Here is a 19640-nt window from a genome sequence, read left to right on the forward strand (position 1 = left end):
GCCCTCCTTTAGATGGTGGTACATTTACTCCAGACGCCAGCATAAGCCGCCCTTATGGACGGCTTGATGCGTTAATGACTTCCTTTTTCTTCTCTTTTTCCTTGCCGTGCCCCTTACCATTATTCATGGCAGAAGTGTCCTCATCTACACTGTCACCTTCACCGTCTGCCGGTGTGGACTCAGGTTCACCTTCCTGATTGGGATCAACACTTCCCTCATCAACGCTACCTTCACCTGGATCAGGCTCATTTTCTGGCGGCGTCTCGGTGCTTTGTTCCGGGTCAATGGAAGGTACGTTTACTGTTCCGTTTTTGGCTTCACTGTAGGAGACAAGATACGTATCCAGGAACTGTCCATCACGATATACGGACACAGCCCCATTTTCATTTGGAGCGAGCACAAGTGGAATGGTCAAGGTCTGGGTTGAGTTCACGGTGCGTGTTCCCCATTCCTGATTCTTGCCACGTGCGTCTTCATATGTGATACGGATTTTACTGTTTTTGCCCTCTTCTTTGGGTGATACATTAATATCAAAAGGATATTGCAGCGCTTCAGGTGGATACCCTGTACTAATAAAGATCGTAATCTTATCACCAGGATTCACCTCTGTGCCCGCTTCCACAGGCCATTGCTGCGTCACTTTGCCCTTTTCCATCGTATAACTTGGTTCTTCCTGCACCTGAGCAAGTTCCAGTCCAGCAGATTTAAGCTTTTCTTCAGCTTCACTGCGGGTAAGATTTTTCAGATCAGGCATTTTGACCGTTTCAGTGCCTTTACTTACGGTTAACTCAATCTGAACCGCCTCTGGATCGAATTCCTCATTAACGCCAGGTGTCTGGGAAATAACAGTACCTGAAGCCACATCATTGGAGAACTCATCTTTCCGCTGAATCTGATCTTCCTTAATACCAAGCTTAGTCAATTTCTTGACAGCCTCGTCATAAGTCTCTTGTTTGACATCAATCATCTTCACCAGTTCTTTTTTTGCACCAACACTGATCTGGACCTCGGAGCCTTCTTTGACAACATCGCCTTCTTTTCTGCTCTGTTCATAGACGATACCGGGTTCGACGCCTTCCTGGTACAGACGGATGACCTCATCACTTACGACGAGTCCTTTCTCCTCAAGCATTTCCCGAGCCTTTTCTTCTGTCTGGGTGATCACGTTAGGGACGGTTACTTCAGGTACAACCAGCATACCTTTGACATACCATACAACGCCCACCATGGCGATTAGAATAAGAACGGTTAATGAAATGAGTAGAGCTGGCTTCTTCCAGCTCTTGGATTTTGCCTTACCCTTGCCAGTTTCTTCATCAGACTCCATCACAGGCACTGCACCCGTCGATGTAACTCCACGAGGTTCAGGCTTGATCGCTGGCATAACGCGAGTCTGGTCTATATCGTCCTCATCCGGAAAATCAATCTTCGTTTCATTACGTCTCTCCGGCATCAGGCAAGTTTCCAGATCGGTCTGCATTTCTTTGGCCGACTGATAACGTTCCTGCGGATTTTTACGCATGGATTTTAAGATGACATTTTCCACACTTTGCGGAATCAATGGATTGAATTTGCGTGGTTCATCGAACTCTTCCTGCAAATGCTTCAATGCCACACTGATTGGACTTTCACCCAGAAACGGAAGTTGCCCGGTAAGCATTTGGTAAAGTACGATCCCAAGAGAATATAAGTCCGATTTTTCACCAGTAACGATGCCTTTGGCATGCTCTGGTGAGAAGTAATGTACAGAACCAACTACGGAACCGGTCTGCGTAATCGTTGTAGATGTAACCGCACGGGCAATCCCGAAATCCGTTACTTTCACACGGCCATTCCGGCCAATTAATATATTGTGGGGTTTGATATCCCGATGAATGATTTGATTATGATGTGCATGATCAAGAGCATCTGCAATCTGGGAAGCGATTCGCACCGATTCGTCCACCTGCAGAGGGGCGCGTTCTTTAATAATTTCATTCAAGTTTTTGCCTTCCACGTACTCCATGACAATATAATGAACGTCATCTTCCTGCCCCACGTCATAAATGCTAACTACATTCGGATGAGACAGCGATGCTGCCGACTGTGCTTCCCTGCGGAAACGGCGAATAAACTCTTCGTCATGCACAAACTGTTGTCTAAGGACTTTGATCGCTACATTCCGGTTCAAGAGAAGATCCTGGGCTTTGTACACAAGAGCCATGCCGCCACCGCCGACACGCTCAATCACTTCATAGCGTCCGCCTAGTTGGTGCCCAATCATGACTCACACCCCGTTTCCGTATCCACGGAACCTTCCCTCTGCAACTCGAACAAAGCAAGCGTGATGTTGTCGTCTCCCCCAGCAAGTAAAGCCAACTGAAGCAGTCGGTCTGCACGATCTTCCAATGCCAGTTCCAGATTGCCGGCAACCTGAATAATCTGCTCATTGCTGACCAGGTTACTGAGACCATCACTGCACAGGAGAAGAACTTCGCCTTCCTCCAGCTTGACGGTATCCAGATCTACCTTCACCTCGGCATCTGTTCCAAGCGCACGAGTTAGTACGTTGCGACGTGGATGATGGGACACATCCTCTTTGCTAATCTGACCATTTTTGAACAATTCATTCACCAGTGTATGGTCCTCGGTTAGCTGGATCACAGCTTTGTTCGCAATTTTGTAGGCTCTGCTATCACCGATGTGTCCAATAACACCTTCCGTATCGTTCAATAAAGCCGCAACTACCGTTGTTCCCATGTTGTGATACTTGTCATCTGTTGATGCCGTGCGGAAGATAACTTCGTTGGCATGCAAAATAGCATCGCTGAGAGCCGCAGACAGAGACGCATGTGACAGACCTGGTTCCAGTGTTCCCAGATCTTTCACCAACGTCTCTACTGCCAAGCGGCTTGCCGTATCCCCTGCAAGATGTCCACCCATGCCATCGGCAACAATACCCAGAATATATCCTGTATCGAGATTACGAATCCAGGCTGAATCTTCATTCACCGAACGCACTCGTCCGATATGGCTCACATGAACTGTTTTGATCAAAACGTTCTCACCTCAACTCCATATGCTTTGCACGAAGCTGACCGCAAGCGGCAGCAATATCATGTCCCTGTTCACGACGAATGGTTACATTAACACCCTGTTCCGAGAGTATCTTCTGAAAATTGAAAATGTCGCTTCTCGATGTTCTTACGTATTTGCGTTCAGGTACATGGTTAACCGGAATCAGATTCACGTGGCACAACATGTTCTTAAGCACACTTGCCAGTTCAGCTGCATGCTCTGGCTGGTCGTTTACCCCACCAATAAGTGCATACTCGAACGTAATTCTCCGACCTGTTTTGGCCAGATAATAACGAAGGGACTCCATCACGTCTTCAAAAGGAAAACGACGGTTAACCGGCATCAATTTCGAACGAAGTGCATCATTTGGTGCATGGATCGAAATGGCGAGGTTAATCTGTGTATCTTCATCCGCAAACTTGTAGATGTTCGGAACGATTCCACTCGTGGATACCGTGATGTGACGCTGACCGATGTTCAGCCCTTTTTCATGAATCATAATGCGCAGGAATGTCATCGTAGCTTCATAGTTTTCGAAAGGTTCACCCGAACCCATGATTACAATACTGCTGACACGCTCGTTGCGTTCATCCAGAATTTTCTGAGCCTGCACAACCTGGGCAACAATCTCCCCAGCCGTAAGGTTACGCTTGAGACCACCCAATGTGGATGCACAGAACGTACAGCCAATACGACAACCAACCTGTGTGGTTACACAGATGCTGTTCCCGTAGTTATGCTTCATGATTACCGTCTCAATGGCATGATCATCATGAAGACCAAAGAGGAATTTAACCGTTCCATCTTTGGATTCAAACTTGGTAATTTCCTTAAGCGTTACGAATTCAAATTGCTCTGTCAGTTTTTCACGTAATGGCTTGGACAGATTGGTCATTTCACTGAAATCATTCACGCGTTTTACATAAATCCAGTCAAAGATTTGGCCACCGCGAAACGCCGGCTCCCCATTCTCCACAGCCCATTGCTGCAGTTGTTCCAGAGAATAATCATATATAAAAGGTTTCATTTTGTTGTCAACACCTATTCCTTCTTTTCTTTTCGTTGGCTTCATTCTTTTCGTTCCATTCGTCCTATTCTATCACAAAGACCACGTTACATCCATGTATACCCTTGATATCTGTACTTCATGCATTATAACACCTCAATGCCACCATCGCACCCTGTCATCACTTTTCTCTGACAATTATATCGAAGTCCCATCACAAAGAAATCCGCCGAAGTTCCCCCTCGGCGGTCATGCTTCCGTGCTCTATTAAACTGTTATTCCGCTGTTTTTGTCAACCGTGCGATGAAAAATCCGTCGCTGTGAGCGTATTGTGGCAAGATCTGAATACCACCGTTCACAACCTTCAAGTTCATTGTCTCCGATTCAGACCAAACGGATGCTCCTGCTGGACTATATTCCGGATGTCGATTCAAGAAGTCTGCAACCATATCCTCATTCTCAGCAGGCTCAATGGTACACGTGCTATACACCAGAATACCACCTGGTTTTAACAACGGCGCGACCTGATCAAGCAATTCACGCTGCAAGCCTGCTATATCTTCGATATCTTCTACGGTTTTGGTCCATTTCACATCTGGTTTGCGGCGAATAACACCCAGACCTGAACATGGTGCATCCAGCAAAATGCGGTCAAACGACGCTTCCGGATACCGCTCGTTCAGATCTAGCGCATCTCCAGTTACAGCATCGATGCAACTCAGACCGAGACGCTCCGCCTGATCCAGGATCAGCTGGCGCTTGTGAGCATGTACATCATTCGCTACAATACGACCGCGATCCTGCATTTTCTCCGCCATGTGAGCTGTTTTACCACCTGGAGCTGCGCAGCAATCCAATACAAGTTGGTCTACTTCTGGCGCAACGGCTTCAGCGACAAGCATGGAACTTTCGTCCTGTACAGAGAACAACCCGTCCCGATACCAGGACGTTAGAGCCATATTTCCGCCACTACGTACAAGAATACCATCGGAACTCAGGCGAGATGCTTCAACGACTGCACCTGTGCTGGTCATCTCATGCATCAGTTTCTCCCGTGTGGTCATTGTGGTGTTGACCCTGACACTCACCGCTGGCGGCTCATTATTCGCACGACATATCGCTTCTGCCGTCTCCTCGCCGTACTGGGCAATCCAGCGTTCAACCATCCATAACGGGTGGGAATGCTCCAGTGAAATACGTTCGGCAACAGGCAGATGTTCTGGAATACGAAGTTCATCCCGATTACGGATCATATTGCGAAGTACACCATTCACCATGCCCGAGATTCCCTGATGGCCCAGTTTCTTCGCCAGATTAACCGCTTCGCTCACCACGGCATGCTCCGGAATACGATCAAGGTACATCATCTGATATACGCTGATTCGCAGCAGGCTACGAACCCATGGTTGCAGTTTGGATACTCCTTTGGCGACGTAACGTTCCAGAAAATAATCAAGTGTATTCAATCTGGCGATTGTTCCATACACCAATTCGGTAGCTAGTCCAGCATCTGCGGGGCTTAAATCCGCCTCTTTCAGACGACGGTTCAACTCCAGATTACTGTATGCTCCATCTTGCTCAACAGCACTCAGAACCTTGACTGCCAATGTACGAGCAGATGTTTTGGGTTGCTGGGAGCGCGATGCACCACCCGATCTACCGGAATTCGGACGACGGTTTCCTTCACGTCCGGATGAATTTCCATTAGCTTTCTGGCCTTTTCCTGACGAACGTCCTGGTATGTTACCGCTCATCGCAGCACCGTTCCAGGTTTCAGTGTACCACCGCGAGCAAAGTCAGCGGCCTGCATCACCTTTTTACCTGCTGGCTGCACTTCAGTCAACCAGAGAGACCCATTGCCTGTGCGGACTTCAATCCCTGCCTTGTTCAATTGCAGCACCGTTCCCGGCTCTGCTTGTCCAGCATCCGAAGAAGTTTCCAGGTCCACCTGATCGGGATTAGCCGTTGCCCAGACTTTGAAGACCTGATCATCCCACATCGTAAATGCACCGGAGAACGGCACAAGACCACGAATCTGATTGAACAGTTCACGTGAAGTACGACTCCAGTCCATTTTCTCGTCATCCCGAGTCAGATTGCGAGCATACGAAGCCTCGGCATCATCCTGAGGGACCGCCGTTGTCTCGCCTGCAATCAATCGTGGCATTTCTGCCTGAAGCAGTTTGGAACCAGCCTCACTTAATTTATCGAACATCGATCCTGATGTATCTTCATCCGTAATTGGCAGTTCCACACGCGAGATCATATCTCCGGTATCCAGGCCTTCAGCCATATACATCAATGTGACTCCTGTCACGGATTCCCCGTTAATAATGGAACGTTGGATCGGGGCTCCTCCGCGATATTTCGGTAAAAGAGAGCCATGCACGTTCACACAACCGCGAACAGGCATATCCAGCACAGCTTTGGGCAGAATCTGTCCAAAGGCCGCGGTCACGATCAGATCCGGCTTCCATTCAGCCAAGCGGGCTACAGCTTCCGGATCACGTAATTTAACAGGTTGAAACACCGGCAGACCGTGGCGTTCTGCCGCGGCCTTAACCGGTGTTGGCGTAAGTACTTTTTTGCGTCCTTGTGGTTTATCAGGCTGAGTCACCACACCCACCACATTGTATCCCTCTGCCATCAGCATATCGAGAGAAGGAACTGCAAATTCAGGTGTTCCCATAAAAACAATATTCAAATCGATCACTCCTTAATTACGACGCGGTCCCGTTTGATCGGCTGCAATTTCGTACACTTTCTCGGCGACATCCGTAAAGAGTACGCCATCCAGATGATCAATCTCATGCTGGAATGCACGGGACAGCAAGCCACTACCCGTAATAATAAGCTCTTTGCCTTCACGATCCAGACCTTTAACCGTAACGGTCTCGAAACGGCGAACATCACCATTAATTCCAGGGATACTCAGACAACCTTCCGGTCCAAATTGTTCTCCCTCACTTGCAATGATCTCCGGGTTAATCATCTTGATCAGCCCTTGCTCATCACCTGCGTCGATAACAATCAGACGTTTCAGAATACCAACCTGCGGCGCAGCAAGACCCACACCTTCTGCATCGTACATGGTATCAGCCATATCATCCAGCAATTTTTGTACGTTCGGTGTAATTTTGGTTACTTCTTTGGCTCTCTTGTGGAGCACCTCATCTGGTTCTTGCACGATAATGCGAATCGACATGTTGTAAGCACCTTCCTAATCCTCATCATAATTTCAGGACGATATCTGTATTTTGGGGTATTCATTTTAATCTATGTTTATACCGCTTGTTTACATCCGCATTGCTGCAAAATGCTTACATTAACATTTGCGGGTCTACATCCAGACTAATAAGCAATTTCTGCGCCTGAACATCATCGTCCATGCGCCGGGCCGTAGCCAGAGCAAGTCCTATGGCGTCTACATCCCCCCGCCATTTTATCATACATTGGAATCTGTATCTATTCTTGATCCGAGGAATCGGAGACGCTACCGGCCCCAGCACATCAAAGGCATCATTGCTGAATCGATCCAGACTGCCGAGCCATCCGGCCGCGTTAGCCTTCTCTTTCAGTATTCGCGTATAGTTCTCGGCAAGACGAATCAATACCGGAAGCTGCTCATGCGAAAAGGTCACCAGGATCAGGCGACAGTAAGGCGGATATTGCAAATTGCGACGGTGCAGCAATTCCTCACGTACAAACGACACATAGTCATGCTGACTCGCATGCCCGATTGAGTAGTGTTCCGGCGTATAGGACTGAACAAACACTTCACCAGGCAATTGGTGCCGACCCGCTCGGCCAGCTACCTGTGTTAATAACTGAAACGTTTTTTCCGCAGCACGGAAATCAGGTAAATTCAACGCTGAATCCGCTGTTATCACGCCAACCAGGGTTACATCCGGGAAATCAAGTCCCTTCGCAACCATCTGGGTGCCCAGCAAGACATCCGCCTTTTTCTCACGAAACTGTTTCAGCAGCTTCTCGTGAGCCCCTTTTTCCGTTGTTGTATCCACATCCATCCGTATAACCCGAATACCTGGAAAGAGCTTTGCAAGTTCTTCCTCGACCCGTTGTGTACCTGTACCAAAGTATCGAATATGCTCACTTCCACAATCCGGACACACTTCAGGAGCCGCTTCCGCATATCCGCAGTAATGACAACGGAGATTATTCGAGCGCTGATGGTACGTCAATGAAATATCACATTCGGGACAACCTGCCACATATCCACAACTTCGGCACATGACAAAGGTCGAATATCCACGGCGATTCAGCAGCAGCACCGTCTGTTCACCACGCTCCAAGCGCTCCTCCAGTCCTTTGTGCAAAGCCCTACTGAACATGGAGCGGTTGCCATCCTTCAACTCTTCACGCATGTCAACGATTCGCACTTCAGGCAACTTGTTCCCCAGTGCCCGTGTTGGCATCTCCAGCAAGAGTGGTGCAAAATCATCATTACTTTGCGAGCGTGCCGCATAATAACTTTCCAGCGAAGGTGTCGCCGAACCCAGAACAACCACGGCCTGGTGCTGCTGTGCTCTTTTTACCGCTACATCACGGGCATGATATTTCGGCGTTTCCTCCTGTTTGTAAGAAGTCTCGTGTTCCTCATCCATAATGATCAACCCAAGTCGACTGAACGGAGCAAATACAGCTGAACGCGCCCCAATCGCAACCTTCACCTGACCCTCACGAATCTTGCGCCATTCATCATAACGTTCACCACCAGACAGACGACTGTGCATAACAGCAACTTGGTCCCCAAATCGCCCTTTAAAACGTTCTACCATCTGTGGTGTGAGTGCAATCTCGGGCACCAGAACGATAGCCTGCCGATCCTGTTCGATGCATTGTTGAATGGTTTGAAGATAGACTTCCGTCTTGCCACTTCCCGTAACACCATGTAACAAAAACACCCCATGGCGTTGTTCCTGCAATCGGCCATTGATATTGTCGTAGACAAGTTTTTGCTCATCGGTCAGAACCAGCGGTTCAGTCGCTTTGAACGTCCTGCCCTGATAAGGGTCACGGAAGACCTCAACGTCCTCGGTGACAATCAATCCCTTTTCCTCAAGCCCTTTAATCGTTGCAGCCGATACCTGTAGTGTAGATAACACTTCTTTCATCGGCATGGGCAGCAGTTCTTTCATTTCCAGCAAAAAAGCCAGAATCTCCTTCTGCCGCTGTGCTTTCGCCGGGAATGAAGCAAGTGCTTCCTGAGCAGCAGCAATATCTACAGCCAGATCAACGGACTTCATCGTTTTTTTATTTAACTTGTCCTTGATTGCCTGACTTTCCAGCAGCACGCCACCAAGCAATAATTTCTTAATTAGTGCAGCATGATTGGGATATTTTCGACTCAGTTGTTGCAGCGGTACCTGACCCCGACTTTTGACAAAACGGATGATATCCTGCTGTACTTTCTCAGTCGTAGACTCTTCTCCCCAAACAAATAACACCTCATCATCCGGTTGTGCACCCGCCATCTGTCCATCAAGTGCATCTCCCAGCGAGATGTATCGCTCTGCTTTCCCTTTCAATGCCGTCGGCACCATGACCTGCAATGACAAAATCCGGTTACTGGCATAACGTCCACTCATCCATTCGGCCAACTCAACCAAATCCTTTGACAACGGGGGAACAATGTCCAGTAACTCCTGAATCTGCTTAAGCTTGAATGTTTCCTCTCCGGTACGCGGCACAAGATCAATCACGAATCCCTGCACCGTCCGATGACCAAAAGGCACACCCACCCGGCTGCCAATCTCGATCCATTCTCTCATCGATTCAGGTACCAGGTAATCAAACGGCCGATCTGTTTCCTTCACGGGAACATCGACTATGACCTTGGCAATCTCCATATCCTAATTCCTCCCGGCAATGCGCTCCGCCGCAATCTGGAGCAACCGATGAGCCACATCGTCCTTGGCCATCACTGGAAGCTCCTCCACCAAACCTTCCCGGTCATAGATATGTACCGCGTTGGTGTCTGTTCCAAATCCTGCACCCGTGCGGGTTACATCATTGGCTACGATCAGATCACAGTTTTTCCGTTCCAATTTCTCACGTGCATACATCTCAACTGACTGAGTCTCCGCAGCAAAACCAATCAAAAACTGATGGGTTTTCTGTTTGCCCAGTGTTTCAAGAATATCTATATTTTTAATAAGTTCGAGCGACAGCGTGTCGCCTTTCTTCTTGATCTTCTCGGTATAAACTTCCTTTGGACGATAATCGGCAACTGCCGCCGCCTTAACCACGATATCAGCATCGTCCCACTCGCGTGTTACCGCTTCATACATATCCTGTGCAGACTGTACAGGGATCAACTCCACGTTCTCCGGTGGCTTGGATTGGGTACTGCCCATAACCAATTTCACATCTGCCCCCAGATCACGCGCAGCTGCGGCTATGGCAAATCCCATTTTGCCAGATGAATCGTTCGTAATGTATCGTACTGGGTCAATGCGCTCAATCGTACCTCCAGCCGTAACAACAACCTTCTTGCCCTGTAACAATGGAGCTTGTCCCTGCCGACTAATGCCTGCAGACTCTCGCTGTTCAAAGAAACGTTCTACCACATCCACAATGCTCTCCGGTTCTTCCAGACGTCCCTTACCCACATATCCACACGCAAGCAGACCTTCACCCGGTTCAATCATCATGGCGCCCCGTTCAACAAGCAGGTTCATATTATGCTTTACAGCTGGATGATCATACATATGTACATTCATCGCTGGAGCAATCATGACAGGGGCTGTCGTGGCAAGAAGAGTTGTTGAGAGCATATCATCTGCCATGCCATGCGCCATCTTGGCAATCACATTCGCAGTAGCCGGGGCAACCAGAACAAGATCCGCCAGATCGGCCAGATGAATATGAGATACGACTGCTGGTTCACGCTCATCAAATGTATCGGTATATACGGTGTTTCGGGTCAACGTTTGCAGCGTTAATTCGGTAATAAACTGTGTAGCGGAAGCTGTCATGATCACATGAACATCCGCTCCCTTTTGCACCAGTCTGCTGCATAATGTTGCCGCTTTGTAAGCGGCTATGCCGCCAGTCACACCAAGCAAGATTTTTTTACCGTTCAACATGTTTATTTCCCCCGATATTTATACGACGTCTAAGTAAGATTCCGTTAAAATATGCTTATTCGTAAAAAAATAACAACCTCGCGGTTGTCAATTAATCCGGCTTGCGCCGTATGCAGTTGAAGAGCAGCCGCAGGCGGCTTACTCTTCTTCTTCGTCCTGTCCTTTGATGACAACGAGCAGGTCTCCATAGATTTCTTCCAGTGCAACGCCCACTTGTTTATGGGATCTCGCACCTCTTAAATCCGATTTTTCACCTTCACGTAGCTGTCTAGCCCGGCGGGAAGCAGCAACAACAAGGGAATACTTGCTGTCGACTTTGTTCATCATTTCATCAATAGAAGGATACAGCATATTAACAAACACCTCTTCGCATTAGTATAATCGCAAGTTGCCGCCTGACAGAACTGATGTGGCATGTCTTCACACCCGGGCATTCCGAGAAGGAGTGCTTCAGTATATGATATGACAACTGCCCCACTTATATCGCATTCTGCAGCGGCAAAAGGGATTATTTATTGATCTTACAATGTTCGGCGATTATGATGCTTTCTATTCTCTTGCACGCCAAATCAATTTCATCATTAACAACAGCGTAATCATACTGCTCCAGCAGACTGATCTCATCAACCGCTACGGACATCCGGTGATCAATGGTCGCTTGGCTTTCGGTACCACGGCCCTGAATGCGATCTTTCAGCTCGTCCAATGAAGGAGGAAGCAGGAAAACAAAGATCCCTTCCGGGAATTTCTCTTTCACTTTTAACGCGCCTTGAACCTCAATCTCCAGAATGATGTCGCGGCCTTCGTTAATCGTTTTCTCCACAAAATCACGCGGTGTTCCGTAATAATTACCAACATACTCCGCATGTTCCAACAATTGATCTTCAGCAATCATGTTCTGGAACTCTTCATGACTTCTGAAGAAATAGTTCACACCATGTTCTTCACCAAGACGAGGCTGACGGGTTGTCGCCGATACGGAATAGATCAATTCCGGCACCCGTTTGCGCAAAGCGCTGCATACAGTACCCTTCCCGACCCCAGATGGGCCGGACAACACTACCAGTAATCCCTTAGACATATTACACTCCATTTTATTCGTCGTTATCATCATCTTTCGAAGAAAGACGATGGGCGACCGTCTCAGGCTGAACTGCAGACAAAATGACATGATCGCTATCCGTAATAATTACGGCACGAGTACGTCTTCCGTACGTTGCATCAATCAGCATGTGACGATCTCTTGCCTCTTGTATAATTCTCTTGATCGGCGCCGATTCCGGACTCACGATGGATATAATCCGGTTCGCCGATACGATGTTACCGAATCCAATGTTAATGAGTTTGATTGCCATAATCAGGTTCTTCCCCCTATACATGCGACTCTTTTGCCGAAATGTGGCCGTTCATTCGATATTCGCAGCTTGCTCACGAATCTTCTCCAGCTCCGCCTTCATCTCGACAACACGATTCACCAGAGCCAAATGGTTGGCTTTTGATCCAATCGTATTGACTTCCCGATTCATCTCTTGAATTAGAAAGTCCAACTTACGACCTACGGGCTCATCACTCTTCAGCAGTTCCCTGCTCTGTCCAAAGTGACTCTGTAGACGCGTAAGCTCCTCTTCTATGTTAGAACGATCGGCAAACATTGCAATTTCCATACCCAATTTATGCTCATCAAAAGGGAAAGAGCCTTCTTCCTGCATTTCCGTAAGCCTCTGTCTTAGCTTGTTGCGGTAATCACTTACCACAGTCGGTGCAAGATCAAGCATCTCGGTATGCAGTGACTCCAGACGGGTAATCCGCCGTTCCAGATCACTGGCCAGATGAAGACCCTCGCGAGCGCGCATCTGTTCAAGGCTGGACAGAGCCTCCTTCAATCCTTCCTGCAGAACTCGCTCCCATTCGTCCTTCTGCTCTTCGGCAATGGAACTTGTCCCATCCGAATGAACCATGACGTCCGGCAACCCAAGCATATCCACAATACTTGGTTTGCCCTGCATTCCATATTGGGTCTCCAGTTGCTCTGCAGCCTGCAGATAGGCCCTGACCGTCTGTTCATTCAGAACAGCGGGAAGAGCCTGGTCTTCCTCTTTTTCTTTCATTACATAAACATCAATCCGCCCACGTTTCAAACGACTCTGTACAATCTTCCTCAAACCGTCTTCATAATACGTCCACTCTCTTGGCAGACGCATCATCACTTCGCAATAACGATGATTAACAGATTTGATCTCTAATTGTACCTTATAGCCGCCAAAATGAAAGGCGGATTGACCGTATCCGGTCATACTGAATGACATCGGCATCACATCCGTTTTACTATTGTAATTGATTATTAGGGTTGAAACAAGTAGGACATTGATGCTCCGACTTCTCCCATACGTATTGAGTCAGTTCGGCCGTCATGCCGTAGAACATAAACGGTGTCATGAGATAGATGCCTTTGAAATGCGCTGTTGCTACGTCCAGCAACTCCTTGGCAATTTTTACCCCCATCGCACGGCCTTCTTCGCCTTCCAATCCGGCCATACGGGAACGCACTTCATCCGAAAGCTGAATTCCGGGAACCTCGTTGTGCAGATACTCTGCATTCCGTCCACTCGCCAGCGGCATCACACCTACAAAAAAGGGCACATCCAGGTGTTTGGTCGCTTCGTGCATTGCTACAATCAACTCAGGATCATAGATCGGTTGTGTCATGATGTAATCTGCGCCAGAGGCAACTTTCTTCTCCAGACGTTGTACAGCTTTCTCCAAATATTTCACATTGGGATTAAATGCTGCTCCGATGACAAAACCAGCTTTTTGCTTCAGCGGTTTACCTGAGAAAGCCACTCCATCGTTCAACTGTTTGATCATGCGTATGATTTCAAAAGAAGTCAGATCGTATACTGAGCTTGAACCCGGCAGATCACCAAATCTTGCAGGATCTCCTGTTACAGCCAATACATGATTAATGCCCAGAGCATCAAAACCCATCATGTGGGACTGTGTTCCAATCAGATTCCGGTCACGGCAGGCAATATGCACAAGTGGACGAAGGCCCGTGCGATCCTGAACGAGGTGACCCAGCGCCATGTTGCTCATCCGTGTAACCGCGAGTGAATTATCCGCTAGGGTCAGTGCGTCTGCTCCTGCTGCTTTTAATGTCTCGGCACCTTTCATAAACTTGGCAATGTCCAAGTCACGCGGCGGGTCAAGTTCAACGATAACAGTGTGACGCTGCTTGACCAGATCAACGATCGTAGGCTGTCCGCCACGTCCGGAACGCTCATCCACATGTTCATGCAACACAATACGCGGTTTGGATTCTGACGGATCAGGCTCCAAAATAGGCGAAGGCACATAGTCAGCAAGCGCCTCCTTCATAGCGGTAATATGATCAGGTGTCGTACCACAGCAACCGCCGATAATACGAGCGCCCAGTTCAGCAAATTGCACTGCCGTCTGACCAAAGTACTCCGGAGTCGCACCATAACGGAACTGACCATCTACATAATCTGCTGCACCCGCGTTCGGGTAGACGGACATTGGAATACCAATACGTCCGGAGACGGTTTCCATGGCACGCATAATCCCGTTTGGACCTGAGCGACAGTTAAAACCAATGACGTCCGCACCCTGCTCCCGCATGATTCGGAAGGCTTCAGGCATTGTATATCCGTCCAGTGTATGCCCTACATCCTCTACCGCGAACTGTCCAATCACGGGCAGATCACTCAGCTTGCGCGCTTGCAAAAGGGCAATATCCATTTCCTCGATATCATAGAAGGTTTCAAGCAAAATGCCATCCACGCCTTCATCAAGCAGTGCAAAGATCTGTTGTTGATAAAAGCGTTTCAGTTCACTCGTTGACACGTTTGTCCGCTTGCCACCTCGAATGGAACCAACTGCACCAAGCACATAACCGGTATCCCCAGCTACCTCTTTGGCAATGCGTACGCCGGCACGGTTCACGTCCTCCACCTTGGACTCCAGACCGAACTTGGACAACTTGTCGTAATTGGCAGAATACGTATTTGTTTCAAATATTTCTGTACCTGCATCCCGATAACGGCGATGTACATCCGCCACCACTTCAGGTGAAATCAAGTTTAATTCTTCATATGAAATCCCTACCGGGAACCCCATTTGGTACAGAAATGTTCCCATGGCCCCATCTCCAACGAGAACCCGTTCCTGCATAACTTTGCGCAAATCCGCCTTCATCCCATTTCCCCCCGCCTAGCTGTGATCATTTACATACTAATGTAACACAAAAAACGCTAAAAAACGAAGAAAAACACAGGTTTTTGATGAGTATCCAGCTCATATGGACTTTCTTGCCATACAGCCCCCAATATGTCTCTGTACAGGAGACACGACCTTTCCTTTTTGACAAAAAAAGAGGCCCGCAGGCCCCTTTGGTTAAACCTTCCACTTTTTTAAGAAGTGATTCCTTTAAAAACAACTTCAGCAGGTCCAGTCATGTACACATGATTGTCAGCTTCATTCCACTCAATGTGGAGATCCCCACCCTTGAGGCTGATGACTGCTGTGCGATCTGTATGTCCATTCAGGACAGAGGATACCAGTGTCGCACAAGCTCCGGTTCCACAAGCAAGTGTTGGACCCGCTCCGCGTTCCCATACACGCATGTCCACATATCCACGGTCACGAACTGTGGCGAATTCCACATTGATTTTTTTTGGAAACATCGGATGCACTTCAAGAAGTGGGCCCCAAGTTGAGAGGTCAAAATTCACAGCGTCATCGACATAGATAACCGCATGCGGGTTACCCATGGATACGGCAGTGAATTTGAACGCATGTCCATTCGCTTCAATGTAGTGATCAACCACTGGGTTGGCATCCACCGTTGTAGGCACTTGAAGACCGTTCAGGATCGGCTCACCCATGTCGACACGTACCGTTTCCACTTTACCATCACGAATGTTGAGACTCACAGGTTGTACCCCTGCACCAATCGTTTCAATGGTGATCTGCTCCTGGTTCACGTGACCATGATCGTATACGTATTTGGATACACAGCGAATGGCATTACCGCACTGCTCTGCTTCCGAACCGTCCGAATTCATAATACGCATCTGAAAGTCCGCCTTCTCCGAAGGCAGTATATAAACCAGGCCGTCCGCACCGATGCCAAAGAAACGGTTGCACCATTTCACAGCCAATTCTGCTGCATCTGCCGGAAGCTCCTTTTCACCAAATACAACGATAAAATCGTTACCAAGTCCATGCATTTTTGTAAATTCCATAATCTTGCCCACTCCTTTTGGCAGTCTGCTGCCAAAGCTATATTCTTGCTCTTCTACAGGATTACCATAGAAATTCATATTCAACATTTACACAAAAAAGCTATCCTGCAAAAATGCCAAAGCTTCCGCTTTGAATCATTTTGAGGATAGCATAACGAAATAGGTCAGGAAAAGGTATTGATTTTATGCCGAAAACTTTGTACTTTTCGGTACGAAGCGGCCAGAACCACCCATACGGCGGCGGTTACGACGACCACCCCACACGCTGCCTGCGCCCATAAGGAACGTTGGAATGCCTGCAGCAACGATACAGAGCGCCCATTCACGCAATCCCAAAGGTACGGTTTTGAAGATCGGCTGCAGCGGCTCAACGTACATGACAATTAGCATCAGTACAACCGATGAAATAACGGCAAGAACCAGATATTTGTTCTGTAGTGGATTGCGGTGGAAGATGGACCGTGAACTACGGCAATCAAAAACATGGATAAGTTGCGCCAAAACGAGTGTAGCAAAAGCTACAGACTGTGCCTTGATGAGTTGACCCGGATTATCCGGTGCAGCCTGTAAGGTAAGCCAGAACGCTCCGAGTGTGCACAATCCAATCAACACCCCCCGGCTGACGATTTTCCAACCCAGTCTGCGGGCAAAAATGTTTTCCTTGGCTCCACGGGGTTTGTGTTCCATCAAATCTTTCTCCGGCTGGTCTACCCCGAGCGCCATTGCAGGCAAACCATCTGTTACGAGGTTAACCCACAGAATCTGAATAGGTACGAGTGGTAGCGGCAGGCCCATCATCATTGCAAAGAACATTGTCAATATTTCGCCCACGTTTGATGCCAGCAAATAACGGATAAACTTGCGAATGTTCTCATAAATATTACGGCCTTCTTCAATGGCAGCCACAATGGTTGAGAAGTTATCATCACTCAGAATGAGCGCCGAAGCTTCCTTCGTGACATCTGTACCCGTAATACCCATCGCGATCCCGATGTCTGCTGCTTTAATGGCTGGAGCATCATTGACTCCATCACCCGTCATCGCGACGACATGCCCTTTGCGCTGCAACGATTTTACGATGCGAAGCTTGTGTTCAGGACTTACCCTTGAGAACACATATATGCCCTCTACCTGTTTATCCAGTTGCTCGTCTGTCATGCCTGCAAGTTGCTGACCACTTAACGATGCGCCTCCGCGTGGAAGAATCCCCAACTGATGCGCAATGGCTTCTGCCGTTGTTCCATGATCACCTGTGATCATGACGGTACGAATGCCTGCTTTGCGGCATGTTGCAATTGCATCTCGCACTTCACGACGCGGTGGATCTATCATACCTGCAAGTCCTACGAAGACAAGCTGACTCTCGGCGGCGTGTTCGTCAGCCACTTTTTCTTCCGGTCGCACTTCACGATAGGCCATTCCGAGGACACGTAGTGCCGCTCCGGCCATGCTCTCGTTAGCTGCCATCACTTTCTGTCGCAGCGTTCCAGTGAAAGGTACAACCTTGCCTTCCCACAAAATATAACTGCAGTGTCCGATCAACACATCCGGTGCACCTTTGGTGTAGATCATTCGGCCTCCCTGATGATGAACCAGGACCGACATGCGTTTTCGCTCCGAGTCAAACGGGAATTCCTGCTGACGGGCATACAACTCTTTGAGTCCGGCAGGAGTAAGCCCCATTTTGGAGGCCAGTGTGACGAGTGCACCTTCCGTCGGATCACCTTTCAGCTCCCAGAATACATTATCTCGTTGAACGGTTTCTTCTTGGAGATCACCTTTTTTCGTGTTTTTCTTGCTGTCCTTTTTGTTATCCTTGCCCTTTTTCTTGCTCCCCACCTCGCTTGCAACACTTTCCACAATACTCGCATTGTTGCAAAGCGCACTAATCTGAAGCATTCTGCGCAGGGACTGGTCACTCTTCAGTTCCACCATGCGACCGTTCTCCAGCATCTGTCCTTCAGGTGCATAACCATCCCCGGTAACCTTGATGTTACGTCCCTCCAACCACACATCCGTTACTGTCATCTTGTTCTGAGTGAGCGTGCCAGTCTTATCCGAACAGATTACAGATGCACAGCCCAGAGTTTCGACAGAAGGCAGTTTGCGTACAATGGCTTTACGTTTGATCATACGCTGTACGCCTAGTGCGAGTGCAATGGTTACAATGGCCGGCAGACCCTCTGGTATGGCAGCCACCGCGAGGCTGACCCCAGCCAGAAACATGCCAACGGCTGGTTGTCCGTGTAATATCCCTGCGACGACAACCATAATGGTTAATCCCAATGCGACAAAAATCAGAATTTTGCCCAATTGTTCCAGCCTGTGCTGTAACGGTGTTTCCTGCTCCTCCGTATTCTGGATCAGATCGGCGATTTTGCCCATCTCCGTCTCCATCCCCGTACGGATAACCACACCTTTGGCTGTACCACGAGTGACCATGGTACCCATAAAACCAATATTCTTCTGATCACCCAGCGGAACGTCCTCGTCCGCAATCGGAAGGCAATGTTTGCTTACAGGAACCGATTCCCCGGTAAGTGCCGACTCCTCGACATCCAGACTGTTCGTTTGCAGCCAGCGCACATCAGCGGGTATGCGGTCCCCACTCTCCACCATAATAATATCCCCGGGGACAAGTTGTTTGGCGGCAAGATGTACTTCCTGACCTGAACGAAGCACTTTGGCAAGAGGTGCAGACAACTGTTTTAATGCACGAAGAGATCGTTCAGCCCGGAATTCCTGTACAAACCCCAGAATCGCATTCAGTACGATAATAGCCACAATCGTTACCGCATCCAGATACTCACCCAGTAATCCGGATACCAACGTTGCTCCCATCAACACCAGCACCATAAAATCCTTGAACTGATTCAAGAGCAATGTAATCGGAGATATGCGTTTCCCCTCGCTCAGCTCATTCGAACCGGCCACTTTCCTCTTCTCTGCTACAGCTTCATCCGTCAATCCTTCCTGCGGGCTGACGCCAAGAGTGTTACGAAGCTCTTCATCACTAAGTTGATGCCACTTGGTATGTTCCATGCTTCAAGTTTCCCTCCCAGTCTGTATTTCATCTGCAAAATAAGCTCACATGACTCACCGGCGCGCTGGTCGACAGGCTGTACACTATGCCGGACAAACTACCTGCTCTATATGTATTCGGACAGGTCTGTGATTAGCACCCGGAAGGTGAATCCTTTCCCT

General features: G+C 48.5%; 15 protein-coding genes. All 15 read right to left on the minus strand.

The annotated features are described in order from the left end of the window. Positions 1 to 52: 52 nt before the first annotated feature. Complete coding sequence (gene pknB / locus NST33_RS21025) at positions 53 to 2263, minus strand: Stk1 family PASTA domain-containing Ser/Thr kinase (RefSeq protein WP_221825307.1); 2211 nt, start codon at positions 2261 to 2263, stop codon at positions 53 to 55. Next, positions 2260 to 3036 (minus strand): Stp1/IreP family PP2C-type Ser/Thr phosphatase, encoded by a 777-nt coding sequence (locus NST33_RS21030; protein WP_017687453.1) that lies wholly within the window; start codon positions 3034 to 3036, stop codon positions 2260 to 2262. Before NST33_RS21030 ends, pknB begins: the two co-directional genes overlap by 4 nt. Positions 3037 to 3043: 7 nt before the next feature. After that, positions 3044 to 4084: a 23S rRNA (adenine(2503)-C(2))-methyltransferase RlmN gene (gene rlmN, locus NST33_RS21035; RefSeq protein ID WP_017687452.1), complete on the minus strand. Its 1041-nt coding sequence runs from the start codon at positions 4082 to 4084 to the stop codon at positions 3044 to 3046. Positions 4085 to 4338: 254 nt separating this feature from the next. Beyond that, positions 4339 to 5817, minus strand: coding sequence for a 16S rRNA (cytosine(967)-C(5))-methyltransferase RsmB (gene rsmB, locus NST33_RS21040; RefSeq protein ID WP_339304939.1), 1479 nt, complete (start codon positions 5815 to 5817; stop codon positions 4339 to 4341). Then, a complete protein-coding gene (gene fmt / locus NST33_RS21045; RefSeq protein ID WP_339304941.1) occupies positions 5814 to 6767 on the minus strand; it encodes a methionyl-tRNA formyltransferase in 954 nt (317 codons plus the stop codon). Before fmt ends, rsmB begins: the two co-directional genes overlap by 4 nt. Before the next feature lie 12 nt (positions 6768 to 6779). Then, on the minus strand, positions 6780 to 7268 hold the full coding sequence (gene def / locus NST33_RS21050) for a peptide deformylase (RefSeq protein ID WP_017687449.1): 489 nt from the start codon (positions 7266 to 7268) through the stop codon (positions 6780 to 6782). Positions 7269 to 7383: 115 nt separating this feature from the next. After that, a complete protein-coding gene (gene priA, locus NST33_RS21055; protein WP_105599619.1) occupies positions 7384 to 9933 on the minus strand; it encodes a primosomal protein N' in 2550 nt (849 codons plus the stop codon). A 3-nt stretch (positions 9934 to 9936) separates the two neighbouring features. After that, a complete protein-coding gene (coaBC, locus tag NST33_RS21060; protein WP_339304943.1) occupies positions 9937 to 11172 on the minus strand; it encodes a bifunctional phosphopantothenoylcysteine decarboxylase/phosphopantothenate--cysteine ligase CoaBC in 1236 nt (411 codons plus the stop codon). A 138-nt stretch (positions 11173 to 11310) separates the two neighbouring features. Beyond that, a complete protein-coding gene (gene rpoZ / locus NST33_RS21065) occupies positions 11311 to 11523 on the minus strand; it encodes a DNA-directed RNA polymerase subunit omega (RefSeq protein ID WP_091028645.1) in 213 nt (70 codons plus the stop codon). A gap of 157 nt (positions 11524 to 11680) precedes the next feature. Then, positions 11681 to 12253: a guanylate kinase gene (gmk, locus tag NST33_RS21070; RefSeq protein WP_017687445.1), complete on the minus strand. Its 573-nt coding sequence runs from the start codon at positions 12251 to 12253 to the stop codon at positions 11681 to 11683. Between the two features lie 13 nt (positions 12254 to 12266). Next, complete coding sequence (locus tag NST33_RS21075) at positions 12267 to 12527, minus strand: DUF370 domain-containing protein (RefSeq protein ID WP_006209218.1); 261 nt, start codon at positions 12525 to 12527, stop codon at positions 12267 to 12269. 51 nt (positions 12528 to 12578) lie between these two features. Further along, positions 12579 to 13478 carry a YicC/YloC family endoribonuclease gene (locus tag NST33_RS21080; RefSeq protein WP_339304945.1) on the minus strand — a complete coding sequence of 300 codons (900 nt, stop codon included), beginning with the start codon at positions 13476 to 13478 and terminating at the stop codon, positions 12579 to 12581. Between the two features lie 19 nt (positions 13479 to 13497). Further along, positions 13498 to 15387: a bifunctional homocysteine S-methyltransferase/methylenetetrahydrofolate reductase gene (locus tag NST33_RS21085; protein WP_339304947.1), complete on the minus strand. Its 1890-nt coding sequence runs from the start codon at positions 15385 to 15387 to the stop codon at positions 13498 to 13500. 215 nt (positions 15388 to 15602) lie between these two features. After that, positions 15603 to 16436, minus strand: coding sequence for a diaminopimelate epimerase (dapF, locus tag NST33_RS21090; RefSeq protein ID WP_339304949.1), 834 nt, complete (start codon positions 16434 to 16436; stop codon positions 15603 to 15605). 183 nt (positions 16437 to 16619) lie between these two features. After that, positions 16620 to 19478: a calcium-translocating P-type ATPase, SERCA-type gene (locus tag NST33_RS21095; protein ID WP_339304951.1), complete on the minus strand. Its 2859-nt coding sequence runs from the start codon at positions 19476 to 19478 to the stop codon at positions 16620 to 16622. Positions 19479 to 19640: the final 162 nt, after the last annotated feature.

This window comes from Paenibacillus sp. FSL L8-0435, assembly GCF_037965655.1.
Taxonomy (GTDB): Bacteria; Bacillota; Bacilli; order Paenibacillales; family Paenibacillaceae; genus Paenibacillus.

Coding starts and splice junctions, on each gene's coding strand:
- pknB (WP_221825307.1), bottom strand. CDS start 2,263: ATGATTGGGCACCAACTAGGCGGACGCTATGAAGTGATTGAGCGTGTC.
- rlmN (WP_017687452.1), bottom strand. CDS start 4,084: ATGAAACCTTTTATATATGATTATTCTCTGGAACAACTGCAGCAATGG.
- rsmB (WP_339304939.1), bottom strand. CDS start 5,817: ATGAGCGGTAACATACCAGGACGTTCGTCAGGAAAAGGCCAGAAAGCT.
- def (WP_017687449.1), bottom strand. CDS start 7,268: ATGTCGATTCGCATTATCGTGCAAGAACCAGATGAGGTGCTCCACAAG.
- priA (WP_105599619.1), bottom strand. CDS start 9,933: ATGGAGATTGCCAAGGTCATAGTCGATGTTCCCGTGAAGGAAACAGAT.
- coaBC (WP_339304943.1), bottom strand. CDS start 11,172: ATGTTGAACGGTAAAAAAATCTTGCTTGGTGTGACTGGCGGCATAGCC.
- rpoZ (WP_091028645.1), bottom strand. CDS start 11,523: ATGCTGTATCCTTCTATTGATGAAATGATGAACAAAGTCGACAGCAAG.
- gmk (WP_017687445.1), bottom strand. CDS start 12,253: ATGTCTAAGGGATTACTGGTAGTGTTGTCCGGCCCATCTGGGGTCGGG.
- NST33_RS21075 (WP_006209218.1), bottom strand. CDS start 12,527: ATGGCAATCAAACTCATTAACATTGGATTCGGTAACATCGTATCGGCG.
- NST33_RS21080 (WP_339304945.1), bottom strand. CDS start 13,478: ATGTCATTCAGTATGACCGGATACGGTCAATCCGCCTTTCATTTTGGC.
- NST33_RS21085 (WP_339304947.1), bottom strand. CDS start 15,387: ATGAAGGCGGATTTGCGCAAAGTTATGCAGGAACGGGTTCTCGTTGGA.
- dapF (WP_339304949.1), bottom strand. CDS start 16,436: ATGGAATTTACAAAAATGCATGGACTTGGTAACGATTTTATCGTTGTA.
- NST33_RS21095 (WP_339304951.1), bottom strand. CDS start 19,478: ATGGAACATACCAAGTGGCATCAACTTAGTGATGAAGAGCTTCGTAAC.